Raw genomic sequence first — 17161 nt, forward strand, 5'->3', positions numbered from 1 at the left:
CCGACCACGAACGTGGTCCGGCGGTCTCTGCCCGCGCACGGGTGGTCAGAGACCGCCGGAGACCCGCAGGACCGTGCCGGTGGTGTACGAGGCGTCCGGGCCGAGCAGCCAGGCGATGGCGGCGGCGATCTCGTCGGGTTCGCCGGCGCGGCCCAGCGGGACGCGGCCGGCGGCGGTGTCGGCGCGGTCGGGTACGCCGGAGTCGGCGTGGATGTCGGTGCGCACGATGCCGGGTGCGACGGCGTTGACCCGGATGCCTTTTGGGGCGAGTTCCTTGGCCAGGCCGACGGTGAGGGTGTCGGTGGCGGCTTTCACGGCGGCGTAGTGCACGTACTCCCCCGGGCTGCCGAGGGTCGCGGCGGCGGAGGAGACGTTGACGATCGCGCCGCCGTCGGTGAGGCGGCGGGCGGCCTGCTGGGCGCAGAGGACGTAGCCGACGAGGTTGACGTCGACGACTCGGCGCAGGTCGTCGACGCGGAGGTCGGTGAAGGGTCCGATCGGGCTGGTGACGCCGGCGTTGTTGACCAGGCCGGTGAGGGGGCCGAGTTGGGCGGCCGCGTCGAAGAGGTGGTGTACCTGCTCGGGGTCGGTGGTGTCGGCGCGTACCGCGATGGCCTGTGCGCCGGCGGCGCGCAGGTCGGCCAGGACGGCGGTGGCGGCGGTCTCGTCGCGGCGGTAGCACAGCGCGATGTGGTGACCGGTGTGGGCGAGGCGGCGGGCGGTGGCCGCGCCGATGCCCCGGCCGCCGCCGGTGATGACGGTGACGGGTGCCACGGTGCCTCCCGGCGGGTGTGACGGCTGCGCGATGGTCGTGCCGACGCTACCGTGACCGGCGCGGGTTGGTCGTCGAGAGGAGCGTCACATGCGGCGGGCGTTGGTGCTCGGCGGGGGCGGGGTGACCGGGGTCGCCTGGGAGTTGGGGCTGCTGGCGGGGCTGACCGAACGGGGTGTGCCGGTCACCGACGCGGATCTGGTGGTGGGTACGTCGGCGGGGTCGATCGTCGGCGCGCAGGTGTGTTCCGGGTTGCCGGTGCAGCGGTTCTACGCCGAGCAGTTGGCGCCGCCGTCGCGTGAGCTGGCGGCGCGGCTGGGTGTGTCGGTGCTGGCGCGGCTGATCTGGGCCGGTGGGCGTAGCCGGGACGCGGTGCGTTCGCGGGCGCGGATCGGGGCGATGGCGGTGGCGGCGCGTACCCCGTCGGAGGCGTCGCAGCGGGCGGTGATCGAGGCCCGTCTGCCGCAGCGGGAGTGGCCGGCGCGGCGGCTGCTGGTCACGGCGGTGGACGCGTCGTCCGGGGAGTTCGTGGTGTTCGACCGCGACAGTGGGGTGTCCCTGGTGGAGGCGGTGGGCGCGAGTTGCGCGGTGCCGGGGGTGTGGCCGCCGGTGACGATCGGCGCGCGCCGGTTCGTCGACGGTGGGATGCGCTCGTCGGTGAACGCGGATCTGGCGGCGGACGCGAGGGCGGTGCTGATGCTCGCGCCGACGTCGGCGTCGTTCGGGCCGATGCCGCGGCTGTCGGCGCAGGTGGCCGGGTTGCGGGCGGCCGGGTCGCGGGTGGTGGTGGTGACGCCGGACGCGGCGGCGCGTGCGGCGATCGGCCGCAATGTGCTGGACCCGGCGCGGCGGGCGGGCGCGGCGCGGGCCGGGCGGGCCCAGGCCGACGTGGTGGGCGACGAGGTGGCGGCGCTCTGGGTGTGATCGCTTACGCTCTGCGCGCGGTCGATCAGACGATGGAGGTGCGCGGTGGCGGGTGTGGGTGTCGGCGACGAGGTGCGGGATTTCGAGCTGCCGGATGAGACGGGCACGCCCCGGCGGTTGTCGGAGTTCCTGGCGGCGGGGCCGGTGGTGCTGTTCTTCTACCCGGCGGCGATGACCCGGGGGTGCACGGCGGAGAGCTGTCACTTCCGCGACCTCGCGGCGGAGTTCACGGCGCTGGGCGCGACGCGGGTGGGCATCAGCCGCGACCCGGTGGCGAAGCAGGCCGAGTTCTCGAAGCTGCACGGCTTCGACTATCCGTTGCTGTCGGACGTCGACGGTGCGGTGGCGCAGCAGTTCGGGGTCAAGCGGCGGGTGCCGTTGGGGCCGTTGAGCATGAAGCGGATGACGTTCGTGATCGGGGTCGACCGGCGGGTCGTCGAGGTGATCCACAGCGAGGTCAGCATGAACGAGCACGCGGACCGGGCGCTGCGGGCGTTGGGCGGCTGAGCGGGGTGTGAGCCCCGTGCGGCGGGTGTCGCAGCCGGCTGGTATCAAGACAGCAATCAAACAGGTGTACGGAAGAGGGTTGTGATGGATGCCGGCCAGGGTTTGTCCACTAGCGAGGTGCAGAGCATCCGGGAGGCGTTGGCGGCCGGGCGTAAGCCGCGGGTGGTGTTCACCGCGGCGGCGGGTCAGATCGCCGGTCAGGTCGGTCAGGTGATCGAGCTGACCGATCCCGAGGTGTCCGACGAGTTCGTGGTGGTGCGGTTCGGTCGGGACGAGTTGCCGTTCTCCCCCGCCGACCTGGCGGTGGCGCCCAAGGGTGTGACGCGTCGGGTGGTGGAGCCGGAGCCGGAGCCCGAGGCGCCGGCGGTGGCGGCGCCGGAGTTCGTGTTGGACACGCCGCGGGTGCCCGCGCAGCGACTGGAGGAGCCGAAGGTGGAGCAGACGGAGAAGCCGCCGGCGCGGCGGGCGGTCAAGGCCGTCAAGCCGAAGGGTCCCGCGGGTCTCACCGTGACGTTGGCGTACGCCGATGGTGAGTGGACCGTCGCCGCGCAGCAGGGCAGCAAGGCATTGGCGAAGCCGTACGTGGTGAAGCCGGCGGAGGCGTTGAAGATGGTGGCTCTGGTCGACGTGCCGGGGGTGCAGGAGGCGGTGGAGCAGATCCTGGGCACCGAGCGGGCCGAGGCGGAGCAGCAGGCGGACAAGCTGCGCGCGGAGCTGGCCGAGATCGAGGCCCGGTTGGCGGAGTTGCGCGAGGCCCGCTGAGCGTGTTCAGCGCCGGGTGTGGTGGTCCAGCAGCCGGGTGAGCAGGTGGGTCAGCTGGTCGCGTTCGGTGGCGGACAGCGGGGCGAGCAGGTCGCGTTGGACGCGGTCGAGGGTGTCGCCCAGCCGGTGGGCCTCGTCGGCGCCGGTGGTGGTGAGGCTGATGACGTTGCGGCGGCGGTCGGCCGGGTCGGGGGCGCGGACGACGAGTCCCCGACCGGCCAGGTCGTTGATGGCGGCGACGACGTCGCTGCGGTCGATGCCGCAGCGGCGGCCGAGGTCGGCCTGGCTGGCGGGGCCGTCCTCGGCGAGCGCGGTGAGCAGCCGGTAGTGGTAGCCGCGCAGGTCGTGTGCGGCGAAGCCGTCGGTGAGCAGGCGGGTGGCGTGGCTGGCGGTCTGGTTGAGCAGCCAGGTCGGGGTGGTGCGCAGCCCGGCGGGTGACTGCGGGGCGGTGGCGTCCATGGGCGGCAGCCTAACAGGAATCGTTGGCGCGACCCACGATCGACTGTTACGTTGGCCTCGCCAACGTTGGTCCAGCCAATGTATTTCAGGAGGCGTCATGTCCACCACTCCCACCCTCAACGGCCAGTCCATCGGCCAGGCCCACTACGCCACCCGGGCACTGCTCGAACGGGCCGTCGCGCCCCTCGGCGTCAACTTCGGCCAGGTCCTCGCGCTCAACGTCCTCGCCGCCGGCCCCGTCGCGCCGGCGCAGCTCGTGCGTCGGATCACCAGCACCCTCAAGGTCGACGAACCGGCCGTGTACGAGGTGATCGCCAGCCTCACCGACGCCGACCTCGCGCACCTCGACGAGGCGTCCCTGCGGCTCACCGACACCGGTCACGCCACGCAGGCCCGCGTCGCCGACGCCGTAGCGGGAATCACCGCCCGGCTGTACGCGGACATCCCCACCGACGAGGCCAGCATCGCGGCAGGGGTGCTCACCCTCGTCACCCAACGCGCGAACGCCGAACTGGCGGCGATCCCGGCTTGACCGGGCGGCCGGCACCCAGCCCGTGGGGTGCCGGCCGCCTGAACCACCTACCGCGTCGGGCGTTGCCCGAGCTGCGACACCACGGCCCGTTGCAGCACGGCGGTCGTGCCCAGCACCGTCCCGGGCGGCCCGTCGGCGGTCTCCGCCACGAGATAGCTGCGCTCACCGAGGTAGTCGAACGTCCGCTCATCGAAGATCCACTCGTCGCGGCGGCTGCGCTCGGTGTGGGCGACGGCTATTCCCCGCCGCCCGGCCGCGTCGGTGACCCCGCGCACCACCTCGACCCCGGGGATCTTCGCCGCGGCCCGGTAGAGCGCGGCGCTCGTGCGCGGCGGCACCAACGACTCGCGCAGGATGTCACCGATCGCGGTGAACGCCGCACCGTCGTGGCTGGTGCCCCGACCCCGATCCTCGCGTTCGGCGTACAGCTCCGTCAGCAGGGCGTCCGGGTCGTCGGGCAGGTCGACGAGCGCGGCGTTCGGGGTCACGTCCGTGAGCGTCACGCTCTCCGGAATCACGCCGACGATCGGCGCGTCGAAGAACGGCTGCCGCAGCAGACCGTCACCCCGTTCGTCGCGGGGGATCCAGATCTCCCGCTCGTGCACCGGGCGCAGCCGCGCCGGGCCGTCACCGAGTTCGGCGAAGGCGCCCCGGCTCTTGATGTAGACGTAGCCGCCCTCGCCGGGCGGTGGCACCGGCTTGTCGGCGGCGGCCACGGCCATCCGGTTGAGCAACAGCGTCGCGCCGACGCGTTCGCCCTGCACGACCGGGACGACAAGGGGAGCGCTGCGCGGCGCCCACGGCTGGGCGACCACCCCGACCGCGACCACGACGGCCAGCGCCGCCGCCGCCGGCACGAGCACCCGGACCCGCCGGGGCCGCCGTGCCGGCCGCCGGACCTCGGCCAGCAGATGATGCCGCAGTGCCTGTCGGCGCAGCGCCGGCAGGGCCGGCACGGGCGGGGCGGAGGTCTCTCTCATCGGTACTCTCCCTGCTCGACGGGGGTCATCCGGGTGCCGGTCAACTCCTGCTGCGCCAGCGCCCGCAGCCGGGTGCGGGCCCGCGACAGCCGGGAGCGCACGGTCCCGACGGGTACGCCCAGCGCCTCGGCCGCCGCCGCGTAGTCCAGGTGCGACCACACGCAGAGCAGGAACACCTCGCGGTCGGCGCGGCGCAGCGCCCGCAGTCCCGCCAGGGCGGCGGCCACCTGGTCGGCGTCGTACAACCGGTTGACGACCTCGTCGGCGAAGTCCGGGACGACGTCGCGTACCGGCAGCCGCCGTAACGCCTCCCGGTGCCGGCGCGCCGCCCGACGGCGATTGCGCAGCACGTTCGTCGCGATGCCGAGCAGCCACGGGCGCAGACTGTCCCCGTCCGGGCGCAGGGATCCGCGGATCCGCCACGCCTCGAGGAAGGTCAGCGACACCACGTCCTCGGCGTGCGCCGGGTCGCCTCCGCTCCACAGCGCATGTCGATGGATCGCGTCGGCGTGCTCGTCGAAGAGCTCACCCAACGCCTCGGAGTCTCCGGCCCGGATCCGGGCCCGCATCTCGGCTGTCACACCTGTATCTGTCCGCTGCGACGGTTGAGTTCCCACGTCCGGTGCGCGAATCCACCGGCACCCGGGCGACGCCGGTCAGAAGTAGTCGAGCAACTGCGCCGGGCCGCCGGCGCCCAGCAGGTCGAGCGCGGCCGGGTCGGCACCCGGGCTGTGGTGCAGCAGGCCGGCCTGCGCGACCGATCGGGCCTGCGCCGCCCCGGCGTACAGCAGGGCGAAACCGCGCACGTCCAACCGCAGGTCGGCCTCGCCACCGACCCGGGTCAGCTCGGCCGCGCCGTCGGTGACGGTCAGCCGCCACGTGCCGGTGTTCCAGTCGGCGAGCGCGTCGGTGAGGGTGAAGTCGACGACACCCCGGGCGTGGGCGGGCCACCCCCGCGCGCTCACCGCGCGGGCGACGTCGACCGGCCGGTGCATCCACAGGTCCCGCTCGTGGTCGCGCGCCGCCTCCAACGGCAGGACGGTGCTGACCGCGTCACCGTCGAGGGGGCACAGCCGTACCGTCGGGGCGACGCTGGCCCAGCTGGCGAGGACTCCGACGAGTTCCCGGGCGGCCTCGGCGGTGACGGCCAGGGCCTCGTCGACGGTGAGGACCGAGTCGGCGCCGTAGCCTCGGCCCCGCTGCCAGGTGGCGTACCCGACCAGGTCGCCGTCGTCCTCGACGAGGGTGAGACCGTCGCCGGGCAGGCCCCGGTCGGCGGCGAAGAAGTCGAACAGCTCACCCCGGCGGGTCAGCATGCCGTTGCGGTGCCGGGCGACCCGCTCGTAGAGGTCGGCGACGGCCGGCAGGTCGGCCGGTGTGCCGGCCCGCACGGTCACCTCCGGGCTGGGTCGGTGCCGGGGCAGCGCGGCGGTGGCCAGATCGACGGTACGCAGCACGCCGGCGGCCTCCCACCCGCAGGCCCGGTACGGGGCGGCGACGGTCGGGTAGAGCGCGCTGACCGCCGCTCCCCGCTCCCGGGCGCCGCGCAGCAGGGCGGTGAGCAGGGCACGGGCCACGCCCCGGCCCCGGGTCTCGGGGGCGACCGCCACCCCGGCGACGTCGGCGGCCGGCACCGCCCGGCCCGACCACCACTGGTCGTGGTGCCGGTCGACGGCCTTGCCGACGAGCCGACCGCTGTCGTCGAACGCGCCGTAGCGGGTCATGCCGGCGGGCGTGACGGTGGCGTGCGCGGGGGGCTGCGGGTCGGAGCCGAACGCGAATCGACCCAACTCCCAGGCGGCGTCGAGGTCGTCGGCGGCGAGTTCACGAACGTGCACGGGCTCGGGCATCGGCACACCCTAGCGGGGCGGATACGCGCCGACCGCCGATTTTCGAACAGGTGCGAGGGCGCCCCCATTCTCCCGGCCGGACACGCTCAGTGCTGCGGGATGTTGGCCACGCCGATGCGCTTGCGGAACACCCAGTACGTCCAGGCCTGGTACGCGAGCACGACCGGGGTGAAGATCACCGCCACCCAGGTCATGATCTTCAGGGTGTACGGGGTGGCGGCGGCGTTGGTGGCTGTCAGCGTGCCGGCCGCGTCCAGGGTGGAGGGCAGCACGTTCGGGAACAGCGCCGCGAACAGGGTCGCCACGGCCAGGCCGATCGCCACGGCGGTGCCGGTGAACGCCCAGCCCTCTCGGCGTACCCGGGCGGCGGCCAGGCCACCGAGCAGGGCGAGGGCCGCGCCGACGGCGAGCACGACGGCCGCCGTGCTGGAGCGGATGCTCAACGTCCAGGTCAGGAACGCGACCGCGAGCACGGCGGCGCCGACGCCCAGGCGCACCGCGAGCGCGCCCGCGCGCTCACGGATGTCGCCGGTGGTTTTGAGGGCGAGGAACACCGCGCCGTGGGTTGCGAACAGCGCGAGGGTGGTCGCGCCACCGAGCAGGGCGTACGGGTTGAGCAGGTCCACGAGCCCACCGACGTACTCGTGGTCGCCGTCCAGCGGGACCCCGCGCAGGATGTTGGCGAAGACGACGCCCCACAGGATCGCCGGCAGCAGCGAGCCGACCACGATCGCCGCGTCCCACCGGCGTTTCCAGGACGCCTCGGGGCGCTTGTGTCGGTACTCGAAGGCCACGCCCCGGGCGATCAGGGCCAGCAGGATCAGCAGCAGCGGCAGGTAGAAGCCGGAGAACAGGGTGGCGTACCACTCGGGGAAGGAGGCGAACATGGCACCGGCGGCGGTGATCAGCCAGACCTCGTTGCCGTCCCAGACCGGGCCGATGGTGTTGATCAGGACGCGGCGCTCGCGGTCGTCGCGGCCGAGGACGGGCAGCAGCATGCCGACGCCGAAGTCGAAGCCCTCCAGGATGAAGTACCCGGTGAACAGCACGGCGACGAGGAGAAACCAGATGGTGGTCAGTTCCACGATGAGCTCCGTCCGGGATCAGTAGGCGAAGGCGAGCGGGCGCTCGGCGTCGTCGGTGTCGTCGGCGGGCGGCTGTTCGCTGACGTCCGGCACGCCGGCCTTGGCGTAGCGCAGCAGCAGCTTCACCTCGATCACGGCGAGGGTGGCGTAGATGAGCGTGAAGGCGGTGAACGAGGTGAGCACCTCGGCCAGCGACACGCTGCGCGACACCCCGTTGCGGGTGAGCATCTCGCCGAAGACGATCCACGGCTGGCGGCCCATCTCGGTGAAGATCCAGCCGAAGGAGTTGGCCAGCAACGGCAGCACCGGCATGGCCAGCCCGGCGCGCAGCAGCCACCTGCTGCTCGGGGTGCGGCCCCTGCGCTGGCTCCACAGCACCAGCAGGGCGATCGCGCCGGCGGCCAACCCAAAGGTGATCATGAAGCGGAAGCTCCAGTAGGTGACCGGGATGATCGGGGTGTAGCTGCCCGCGCCGTACTGGGTGGCGTACTGGGCCTGCAGGTCGTCGATGCCGCGGACGGTGCCGTGCGGGTCGCCGGTGCCCAGGAACGACAGCAGGTACGGGATCTTGAGGGCGAACACCTCGCGGCTGCCGTCGAGGCTGCCGATGGTGAGCACGGAGAACGAGGCGGGGCTCTCGGTGGTGTAGAGGCCCTCGGCGGCGGCCATCTTCATCGGCTGCACGTCCGTCATGATCTTGCCTTGGATGTCGCCGGTGAACAGCACGGCGGCGGACGCGACCAGGACCACCCAGGAGCCGAACCTGGTGGCGAAGCGGTAGGCGTCGGTGTCGGCGGAGCCGCGGTTGCGGATCACGTGCCACAGGCCGACCGCGACGATCAGCGACCCGGCGACCAGGAACGAGCCGGCCAGGGTGTGCGGGAAGGTGATCAGGGCGACCTTGTTGGTCAGCACGGCCGGGAAGTCGGTCAGCTCGGCGCGCCCGCTGTCGGGGTTGATGCGGAAGCCGACCGGGTTCTGCATGAACGAGTTCGCCGCGAGGATGAAGTACGCGGACAGGTTCGTGCCGATCGCGGCGGCCCAGATGCTGGCCAGGTGCGCCCGCTTGGGCAACCGGTCCCAGCCGAAGATCCACAGGCCGATGAACGTCGATTCGAGGAAGAACGCGACGAGCGCCTCGATGGCCAGGGGTGCGCCGAAGATGTCGCCGACGAAGCGGGAGTAGTCGCTCCAGTTCATACCGAACTGGAATTCCTGCACGATCCCGGTGACCACACCCATGGCGAAGTTGATCAGGAAGAGCTTGCCGTAGAACTTGGTGAGTTTCAGGTAGCGCTCGTTGCCGGTGCGGTGCCACATCGTCTGCAGGATGGCGACCAGCACGGACAGGCCGATGGTCAGCGGCACGAAGAGGAAGTGGTAGACGGTGGTGACACCGAACTGCCAGCGGGCAACGTCCAACGCGTCCACCTGAAACCCCCAGCTACTCATACTACGAGACGTAGTAAATACTACTGCTCGTCGTAGACGCTCGGCTGACCCGCACCCACCCCGTGCCCATGACCCTGATCACCCCGACCCGACCTCGCGATCACCCCACCGCGTGCGACGATGGCGCGCTGATGAACACCTCCACCTGGCAGCCGCCGCTGATCTGGCGCGCAGCCCTCCTCCTGGCCCGGGGCTTGGTCGGCCTGCTCGCCCGCCTCGACGTCACCGGCGACGTCCCGGCGCACCTGCGGCGCGGCCCGCTGGTGCTGACCGCCAACCACATCAGCCCGTTCGACCCCCTCGTCATGGCCGCCGCCTGCCAGACCCGCGGCATCGCCCCCCGAATCATGGCGACCGCCGGGCTGTTCCGCGTGCCGGTGCTCGGCGCCGCCATGCGCCATGCCGGGCACATCCGGGTCGACCGGGGCACCAGCGCCGTCCACCGGGCACTCGACGACGCGGCCAGCGCCGTCGCCAGCGGGTCGGTGATCCTCATCTACCCCGAGGGTCGCATCGGCCTGGACCCCGGCATGTGGCCCGAACGCGGCAAGACCGGTGCCGCCCGACTCGCCCTGGCCTGTGGTGCCCCGGTCGTGCCGATCGCCCAGTGGGGCGCCCACGAGGTGCTGCCCTACCAGGCGCCCCGCGGAATGCTGCGCGGCGTCGCCCACGCGCTGTGGCGCCGCCCGGTGATCCGGGTGCACTTCGGCGCGCCCGTCGACCTGGGCGAGACGAACACCGCCACTCCCGGCGCCGCCCGCCGCGCCACCGACCGGATCATCGACGCGCTCACCGACACCCTCGCCCCGCTGCGCCCCGACGAACCGGACCTGCCCCGCCACGTCGATCCCAGCCGCCCCGCCGACACCAGCCGCGCCCACCGTCGGTTGAGCTGACGGACCGGGCGGGGTGCCGTGCTCGACTCGGCTGCCCGGAAACCGGGGCACACCTGCACCCCCAGACACCCCGACCTGCGGGAAACCGCGTCGATCACCACGAGAGGGAAGACCATGAGCGAGCAGACCGTGCTGATCACCGGAACGTCCACCGGCATCGGGCTGGAGATCGCGCTGGGCTGCGCGCGGGCCGGCTGGCGGACCGTCGCCACCATGCGCGACGTCACGCGCGCCGACCGGCTGCGCGACGCCGCCGAGGCCGCCGGGGTCGCCGACCTGATCGACGTACGCCGACTCGACGTCACCGACCCGGACGCGGTCACCGGCTGCGTCGAGGACGTGATCGGCGCGTACGGCCGGCTCGACGCGGTAATCAACAACGCCGGCGCCGGGCACGTGGGCACCCTGGAACAGGACAGCGTCGACGACGTCCGGGCCGTGATGGAGGTCAACTTCTTCGGCGTCCTGCACGTCAGCCGCGCAGCCCTGCCCCACCTGCGGGCCAGCCGGGGCCGACTGGTCACCGTCTCCAGCGTCGGCGGGATCGTCGGGCAGCCGTTCAACGAGGCGTACTGCGCGGCGAAGTTCGCCGTCGAGGGGTACCTGGAATCCCTCGCCCCGCTCGCCGCGACCACCGGCGTACGCGTCACCCTCGTCGAGCCGGGCGCGGTGGCCAGCGAGTTCGTCACCAACATCGCCATCGACGCCGACGCCGCCATCGCCGCCGCCGGGGTGTACGGGCCGGCGCTGCGCGCGTACCTGGCCCGCACCGGGCAGGCGTTCGCCGCCGCGCAGTCCCCCGCCGACGCCGCGGCGGCGGTGCTCGCCGTGCTGAGCGACCCGGCACCGCCGGTGCGGGTGCAGACCTCCGACGGCGCCCGGCAGTTCGTCGGCGTCAAGCTCGCCGACCTCGACGGCGCCGCGGTCGCCCGGATGACCGGCGCCTGGCTCACCTGAGCGGGCGACAGCCGGCCACCCCGGAGACCACCGTCGGCCCGCGGAGGCCGGCCTGGGGGAAATCCCCCGGTGCGAGATTGCTGCCAGCCGGCTTCTGCCCGGACAACCGCGCGCCTAGCGTGATCTTCCGTGAGCGGGAGGCGGGGTGGACGGATGACGGGCATGGGCCAACAGGTGCGCACGCCGGCCGCGGACCCGCCGCCGGACGACCGGAGGCGGGGCAGGCGCCCGTGGCGGGACGCCCACGCGCCGGCTGTGGCCCCGTTCCACAAGCCTGCGGGCCGCGAGCTGGTGTTCTGCGTCGCCGGGCTGCCGTTCATCGTGCTCAACCCGGTGGCACTCTTCGTTGGCGCGGTGGACCTGAGCTGGTTGGTCCGCAATGGCGGACGGGACAACCCCACCCCGACTGATCTGGCCATCGCCGTTGTCAGCGTGGGATTGCTGCTCGTGCTGCTGGTGTCGACGACGGCGGCCCGCCGGCTGGGCGCACTGCACCGCACGCTCGCGACCCGTCTGCTCGGGGTCCGGGTCGCGGCACCGCCTCCGGTACGCGTGAGCCCCGCCGGTCGGGCCTGGCCCGGCTTCCGCGACGGGGCCGGTTGGCGGGTCGTCGGGTATCTGCTGGCCAAGGTGCCGGCCAGCCTGGTCGAGCTGTACGCCGTGTTCTTCTGGATCGGGGGTCTGGTCAACCTGAGCTACCCGCTGCTGTGGGGGGCGTTCCGCAACCACCCGCCGGGGGTTCGGCTGGACCCGGTGCCGGTGTTCACGCCGTTCGGGTTGTTCGGCGACGGTACGTTCCGCGTCGCGACCCTCGGCGGCACGTTCGCCGCCACCGCGGCGGGAGCGGCGATGCTGCTGGCCGCGCCGTGGGTGACCAGAGCCGTCACGTCCGCCGACGCCTGGCTGATCCGAGGTCTGCTCGGCCCGGGGCGGCTGGCGCAACGGGTCCACGAGCTGGAGCTGAGCCGGGCATCCGCCGTGGACGATTCCGCCGCCCTGCTGCGCCGGCTCGAACGCGACCTGCACGACGGCGCGCAGATCCGGCTGGCCACACTGGCCATGAACCTCGGTATGGCCCGCCGCAAGCTCGGCGACGGCGACGAGGTCGCGGATGCCGCCGCCGTCCGCGAGTTGGTCGACGCCGCGCTGCGCGGCGCCAAGGACGCGCTTGGCGACCTGCGCGCTCTGACCCGCGGGATCCACCCGCCGGTGCTCGACAACGGGCTGCCCGACGCCCTCGCCTCGCTGGCCGCCGACAGTGCGATCCCCGTCGAGCTGGAGATCGGCATCCCGGTCCGGCCCACCCCCGCGATCGAGAGCATCACGTACTTCTGCGCCGCCGAACTGCTGGCCAACGCCGCCAAGCACAGTTTCGCGAACACCATCGCCCTGCGGGTGACCGGCGGGCAGGGAGTGCTGCGGCTCAGCGTCGCCGATGACGGCACCGGCGGCGCCGACCCGACCCGGGGCACCGGCCTGTCCGGGCTGGCGCAACGGGTCGCCGTGGTCGACGGCACGCTGAGCATCGCGAGCCCGCACGGCGGCCCGACGATCATCACCGTCGACCTTCCGCTGCGCGCATGAGGGTGCGCGTGGTGATCGCCGAGGACGCCGCCCTGTTCCGGGCGGGGCTCACCCGCCTGATCGAGGACCACGGCCACCAGGTGTGCGCCGCCGTGGGCGACGGCGACACGCTGCTGGCCGCGGTGACCGAGCATCAGCCCGACGTCGTGGTGGCCGACATCCGGATGCCGCCCACGCACACCGACGAAGGGCTGCGCGCCGCACTCGAGATCCGCCGCCAGCACCCCCGCACGGGCGTCCTGGTGCTCTCGCAGCACATCGAGACCACGTACACGGCCCGGCTCCTACAGGGCAACGCGGCGGGCGTCGGGTACCTGCTGAAGGAACGGGTGGCCGACGTCGCGGAGTTCGCCGACGCGCTACGGCGGGTCGCCACGGGCGGCACGGCGCTCGACCCGGAGGTGGTCGGTCACCTGCTGCGCGTCAGCCGCAAAGCCGGTGGCGTGGCGGCGTTAACCCCACGCGAGCGCCACGTGCTCGCACTGATGGCGGAAGGGCGCTCCAACGCCGGCGTCGCCGACGCGCTCACGGTGACCGGCGGAACCGTGGAGAAGCACGTCGCGAGCATCTTCGACAAGCTGGGATTACCACCGGACGAGGCCGACAACCGCCGTGTCCTCGCGGTCCTGCGCCACCTGAGTTCGTAGGTCCCGCACCGCCACGCGCTGGGGGCTATCCCCCACGTCGACGTTGGGGGTTTCCGGTTGGTGCGGACATCGAGGCTTTTCGTAGCGTTTGGGGGCAGACGTTGTCCCGAGGGGAGCCTTCAGATGAGCGTGGTTTTCGCAGGACGGAAGACGGTGCGGTGGCGCGGCGCCATGACGGCCGCGACCGTGGCGGCAGTGCTGGCCACCACGGTCGGCCCGGCCGGCGGGTCGGCCGCACCGCCCACCCCGGGTCACCGGTTGACGGCCACGGTGCTCCAGGAGGGCCTGGACGACCTGCGTGGCCTGGGCGTGTCCGGGACGCAGGGCCTGGTCCGCGACGGGGACCAGGTGACCGCGGCGCGCAGCGGCGTCGCCGACCTGGACACCGGCGTGCCGATGCCGGCCGACGGGTACTTCCGGATCGGCAGCACCACGAAGACGTTCGTGTCGGTGGTGGTGCTGCAACTCGTCGGCGAGGGCCGGATCCGGCTGGACGACCCGATCGAACGCTGGCTGCCCGGCGTCGTGACCGGCAACGGCAACGACGGCCGGTACGTCAGCGTTCGCCAGCTCCTGCAGCACACCAGCGGCCTCTACGACCCCACCGGCGACCTCGCCGCCCTGCGGTCGGCCGACGAGTTCCTGGTGCACCGCTTCGACCACTACACCGAGGCGCAGCAGGTGGCGACCGCGATGCGGCATGCGCCGCTGTTCGCCGCCGGCACCGGTTGGAGCTACTCCAACACCAACTACCTGCTGGCCGGGATGCTCGTCGAGCGCGTCACCGGGCATCGGTGGGACGCCGAGGTGCGCTCCCGGATCCTGCTGCCGGTGCGCCTGACCCACACGTTCTACCCGGGTGACCAGCCGACCCTGCCCCGGCCGCACGCCAACGGGTACCGGCAGTTCGCGCCCGGCGGCCCGCTGGTCGACACGACCGTGTTCAATCCGACGGTGACGGCCTCGGCGGGCGGCCTGGTCAGCACCCCCACCGACCTGGCCCGCTTCTGGCAGGCGGTCGGCCGCGGCCAGCTCCTGCGACCCGCACAACTGGCCGAGCTGCGCCGCAGCGTGCTGGCCGACGGGTTCCAGGGGATCCGGTCAGGCATCCGGTACGGGCTGGGCGTCATGTGGATACCCAACCGGTGCGGTGGCTCCTGGGCGCATGTCGGCTCCATGCCCGGGATGAGCACCCTCGCCGCGGTCAGCCCGGACGGGCGCCGCTCGACGGTCCTGTACCTGGCCACCGAGCTGGCCGACCCCGCTCCGGCGGTGGCGGTCATCCAACGACAGATAACCCTGCTGGACGACCTGGTCTGCGGGTGACGCCGAGGGCGGCCGCCGTACGCGCGCTCAGGTGGGCGACGTGGTGCGGCAGCCGCCCTCGCCCCGCGCGCCGCGCCAGGCGACCGGCTCGTCCGTTTCCCGACGAGGGAACGAGCCTTCGGGTGGGGCGCTCAGGGGGTCTGTAGTCGCTGCGTGATGAACATCGCGGCGCGGTCCAGGGCGTGGTCGGCCTCGTCGAGTTGGCCGATGAAGGACTGGAAGACGTGCGGAACGCCGGCGGTGATGTCGAGGATGACGTCGACCTCGGCGTCGCGGGCGCGTTTGGCCAGCCGGACCGAGTCGTCGAGCAACAGTTCGTTCGTGCCGACCTGGAGCAGGATCGGTGGGAAGCCGGTCAGGTCGGCGAGCACGGCGGGTGCCGCAAGCACCTGGTTCGGGTCCTGGCCGGCGAGGTAGAACTCTGCCGTGTGGGCCATGCCCTGCCGGGTGAAGAACGGGTCGATGCCCTCCTTGGTGTCCATCGACTCGCCCGTGCGGGTGTGGTCCAGGCCGGGCGAGAAAGCGACAAGCGCGCCCGGCAGAGGTAGCCCGGCGTTTCGGGCGGCGAGGGTGGTGGTCACCGTGAGGCCACCGCCTGCGGAATCGCCTGCGAAGGCGATCGACTCGGCGGCGACGCCGCTGTCGAGCAGGGACCGATACGCCGCGAGGCAGTCCTCGATCGCCGCCGGGAACGGGTTCTCCGGGGCCAGCCGGTAGTCGAGGGAGAAGGCCCGCATTCCGGTCCGCGTGACCAGACTCGCGGTCAGGCCCATCGCGGTGCGCGGAGATCCGAGCGCGAACGAGCCGCCGTGAAAGTACAGGATGGTGCCCGGGCGGGTCTGGCCCTCCGGTTCGACAAGCACTGCCGGACGGCCGCCCAGGGTCAGCTCCGAGGTCCGCACCGGAGGAACCGGGAACGACGCCATGAGCGCGTCGAAGCTCTCGCGCATCGTCTCGACCGGCTCGGGCGCGAAGCCCTTGGGCCCGCCGACCAGCATGGCGTCGATGGCCGCGCGCTGTTCCCTGCTCATGTCCGATGCCTCCCACGGGCGATAAAGTAGCTGCCGTGGAAGCTAATATACCTGCCGCGGCATCTTTTTCCGGTGCCGGGTCCGTCACACTGGCTCAGGTCTTCAGCGACCTGGTCCGCTGCGAGACGCGGCTCTACAACGCCCTGAACGAGACGTTGCGCCGCACGCACGGCATCGTGGCTTCGCAGTTCGAGTTTCTGAGCTACCTCCGTGACCATCCTGGTTCGCGGGTCGCCGATCTCGCCGAGTTCTTCGCGATCGGCGTCGGGGCGACCAGCAAGGGCGTGGGCCGGCTCGAAGCCCGAGCCTGGGTTCGGCGCGTGCCGAACCCGGCCGACGGCCGGTCACTGCTTCTGGAGTTGACCCCGCAGGGCGCGGAACTCGTCGACGCCGCCGAAGGCACCTTCCAGGAACACCTGGACACGCACCTCGGTCGGTCGATCGCCCCGGCCCAGGTCGCGGAACTCGGTCACACACTGGCCCGGCTTCGCGCCACCTTGGAACACGGCGGCGTCGGCACGCCTGCCGGCTGACGAGCCTGGTCCGCGCGGGCGGGCGACAGACGCCGGCCGGCCACCCGCCGGCCACCAACCGGGGGCATACTGCGTCGCGTGTTGACCCGATTCGGCTATCTGGACGCGCCCGCGCCACTGGCGTTCGCCCACCGTGGCGGTGCCGCCGAGGGCGACGAGAACACCGCCGAGGCGTTCGCCCGCGCCGTCGGGCTCGGCTACCGGTACGTGGAGACCGACGTGCACGCCACCGCGGACGGCGTGGCGGTGATCTTCCACGACCCGACGTTGCGACGGGTCACCGGTGAGGCCGGGCGCATCGCCGAGCTGAGCTGGGCCGACCTCGCCTCGGTACGCGTCGGCGGCGCGGCCGTCGTACCCCGGCTCGACGAGGTGCTGGGCGCCTGGCCGCAGGTCCGCTTCAACATCGACGTGAAGGCCGACGGCGGCGTCGAGCCGACGGTCGCGACGGTGACCCGGGCCGGCGCCGCCGACCGGGTGTTGCTCGCGTCGTTCAGCGACGCCCGCCTGACCCGGCTGCGCGCGCTCACCGACGGACGGGTCGCCACCAGCCTCGGCATGCGCGGGGTCGCCCGGCTGCGGCTCGCGTCCCTGCACGGACGCCCGCTGCGGTTGCCTCCGTCGGTGGTCGCCGCGCAGGTGCCGCCGCGCTACGGGCGGGTGCCGGTGGTGGACCGCCGGTTCCTCGACTACTGCCACCGGCTCGGCCTGCAGGTGCACGTCTGGACGATCGACCAACCCGACCAGATGCACGACTTACTGGATCTCGGTGTGGATGGCATCATGACCGATCACGTCGGCGTGCTGCGCGACGTCTACCGCAGCCGCGGCCACTGGGCCGCCTGAACCGTCGAAGGACCCCCG

General features: G+C 72.8%; 19 protein-coding genes. 11 read left to right on the forward strand and 8 right to left on the reverse strand.

What is annotated here, in order from left to right:
* Positions 1 to 45: 45 nt before the first annotated feature.
* A complete protein-coding gene (locus tag AB0A90_RS19160) occupies positions 46 to 774 on the reverse strand; it encodes an SDR family oxidoreductase (RefSeq protein WP_357249259.1) in 729 nt (242 codons plus the stop codon).
* An 88-nt stretch (positions 775 to 862) separates the two neighbouring features.
* Here AB0A90_RS19160 and AB0A90_RS19165 point away from each other — a divergent pair, with 88 nt between their 5' ends.
* From AB0A90_RS19165 to AB0A90_RS19175, 3 genes are all read left to right on the forward strand, one after another.
* Complete coding sequence (locus tag AB0A90_RS19165; protein WP_357249263.1) at positions 863 to 1696, forward strand: patatin-like phospholipase family protein; 834 nt, start codon at positions 863 to 865, stop codon at positions 1694 to 1696.
* Between the two features lie 45 nt (positions 1697 to 1741).
* Positions 1742 to 2203 carry a peroxiredoxin gene (locus AB0A90_RS19170; protein WP_357249267.1) on the forward strand — a complete coding sequence of 154 codons (462 nt, stop codon included), beginning with the start codon at positions 1742 to 1744 and terminating at the stop codon, positions 2201 to 2203.
* Positions 2204 to 2287: 84 nt separating this feature from the next.
* Positions 2288 to 2965, forward strand: a complete 678-nt coding sequence (locus tag AB0A90_RS19175; RefSeq protein WP_357249271.1) for a hypothetical protein — start codon at positions 2288 to 2290, stop codon at positions 2963 to 2965.
* Positions 2966 to 2971: 6 nt separating this feature from the next.
* Here AB0A90_RS19175 and AB0A90_RS19180 read toward each other — a convergent pair whose 3' ends face one another.
* Positions 2972 to 3424, reverse strand: a complete 453-nt coding sequence (locus AB0A90_RS19180; RefSeq protein WP_357249274.1) for a MarR family winged helix-turn-helix transcriptional regulator — start codon at positions 3422 to 3424, stop codon at positions 2972 to 2974.
* A gap of 97 nt (positions 3425 to 3521) precedes the next feature.
* On the opposite strand from AB0A90_RS19180, the gene AB0A90_RS19185 reads away from it, so the two are divergent.
* A complete protein-coding gene (locus AB0A90_RS19185) occupies positions 3522 to 3956 on the forward strand; it encodes a hypothetical protein (RefSeq protein WP_357249277.1) in 435 nt (144 codons plus the stop codon).
* Between the two features lie 47 nt (positions 3957 to 4003).
* On the opposite strand, the gene AB0A90_RS19190 is transcribed toward AB0A90_RS19185, so the two are convergent.
* The 5 genes from AB0A90_RS19190 to AB0A90_RS19210 form a co-directional block, all read right to left on the reverse strand.
* Positions 4004 to 4936, reverse strand: a complete 933-nt coding sequence (locus tag AB0A90_RS19190; RefSeq protein WP_357249280.1) for a CU044_5270 family protein — start codon at positions 4934 to 4936, stop codon at positions 4004 to 4006.
* On the reverse strand, positions 4933 to 5517 hold the full coding sequence (locus tag AB0A90_RS19195) for an RNA polymerase sigma factor (RefSeq protein ID WP_357249283.1): 585 nt from the start codon (positions 5515 to 5517) through the stop codon (positions 4933 to 4935). The genes AB0A90_RS19190 and AB0A90_RS19195 overlap by 4 nt, the downstream gene beginning before the upstream one ends.
* A gap of 75 nt (positions 5518 to 5592) precedes the next feature.
* A complete protein-coding gene (locus AB0A90_RS19200; RefSeq protein ID WP_357249286.1) occupies positions 5593 to 6786 on the reverse strand; it encodes a GNAT family N-acetyltransferase in 1194 nt (397 codons plus the stop codon).
* A gap of 86 nt (positions 6787 to 6872) precedes the next feature.
* Positions 6873 to 7871 carry a cytochrome d ubiquinol oxidase subunit II gene (gene cydB / locus AB0A90_RS19205; RefSeq protein ID WP_357249289.1) on the reverse strand — a complete coding sequence of 333 codons (999 nt, stop codon included), beginning with the start codon at positions 7869 to 7871 and terminating at the stop codon, positions 6873 to 6875.
* Between the two features lie 18 nt (positions 7872 to 7889).
* Entirely contained in the window at positions 7890 to 9302 is a 1413-nt protein-coding gene (locus tag AB0A90_RS19210; RefSeq protein ID WP_357249662.1) for a cytochrome ubiquinol oxidase subunit I, read from the reverse strand.
* A 152-nt stretch (positions 9303 to 9454) separates the two neighbouring features.
* On the opposite strand from AB0A90_RS19210, the gene AB0A90_RS19215 reads away from it, so the two are divergent.
* The 5 genes from AB0A90_RS19215 to AB0A90_RS19235 all read left to right on the forward strand — a co-directional run bounded on the left by AB0A90_RS19215 (position 9455) and on the right by AB0A90_RS19235 (position 14733).
* A complete protein-coding gene (locus AB0A90_RS19215; RefSeq protein ID WP_357249665.1) occupies positions 9455 to 10219 on the forward strand; it encodes a lysophospholipid acyltransferase family protein in 765 nt (254 codons plus the stop codon).
* 114 nt (positions 10220 to 10333) lie between these two features.
* The gene (locus AB0A90_RS19220; RefSeq protein WP_357249292.1) at positions 10334 to 11176 is read left to right on the forward strand and encodes an SDR family NAD(P)-dependent oxidoreductase; all 843 of its coding nucleotides are present in this window, start codon (positions 10334 to 10336) and stop codon (positions 11174 to 11176) included.
* A gap of 153 nt (positions 11177 to 11329) precedes the next feature.
* The gene (locus AB0A90_RS19225; protein WP_357249295.1) at positions 11330 to 12760 is read left to right on the forward strand and encodes a sensor domain-containing protein; all 1431 of its coding nucleotides are present in this window, start codon (positions 11330 to 11332) and stop codon (positions 12758 to 12760) included.
* A gap of 2 nt (positions 12761 to 12762) precedes the next feature.
* Positions 12763 to 13407: a response regulator transcription factor gene (locus AB0A90_RS19230; RefSeq protein ID WP_357249669.1), complete on the forward strand. Its 645-nt coding sequence runs from the start codon at positions 12763 to 12765 to the stop codon at positions 13405 to 13407.
* A 123-nt stretch (positions 13408 to 13530) separates the two neighbouring features.
* Positions 13531 to 14733, forward strand: a complete 1203-nt coding sequence (locus AB0A90_RS19235) for a serine hydrolase domain-containing protein (RefSeq protein ID WP_357249298.1) — start codon at positions 13531 to 13533, stop codon at positions 14731 to 14733.
* 131 nt (positions 14734 to 14864) lie between these two features.
* Here AB0A90_RS19235 and AB0A90_RS19240 read toward each other — a convergent pair whose 3' ends face one another.
* The gene (locus tag AB0A90_RS19240; protein WP_357249301.1) at positions 14865 to 15764 is read right to left on the reverse strand and encodes an alpha/beta hydrolase; all 900 of its coding nucleotides are present in this window, start codon (positions 15762 to 15764) and stop codon (positions 14865 to 14867) included.
* 35 nt (positions 15765 to 15799) lie between these two features.
* Between AB0A90_RS19240 and AB0A90_RS19245 the strand changes: the two genes are divergently transcribed.
* Both AB0A90_RS19245 and AB0A90_RS19250 read left to right on the forward strand, forming a co-directional pair.
* Positions 15800 to 16297, forward strand: a complete 498-nt coding sequence (locus AB0A90_RS19245) for a MarR family transcriptional regulator (protein ID WP_357249305.1) — start codon at positions 15800 to 15802, stop codon at positions 16295 to 16297.
* Positions 16298 to 16375: 78 nt separating this feature from the next.
* Positions 16376 to 17143 carry a glycerophosphodiester phosphodiesterase gene (locus AB0A90_RS19250; protein WP_357249308.1) on the forward strand — a complete coding sequence of 256 codons (768 nt, stop codon included), beginning with the start codon at positions 16376 to 16378 and terminating at the stop codon, positions 17141 to 17143.
* Positions 17144 to 17161 lie beyond the last annotated feature (18 nt).

Source organism: Micromonospora sp. NPDC049204 (genome assembly GCF_040647935.1).
Taxonomy (GTDB): Bacteria; Actinomycetota; Actinomycetes; order Mycobacteriales; family Micromonosporaceae; genus Micromonospora.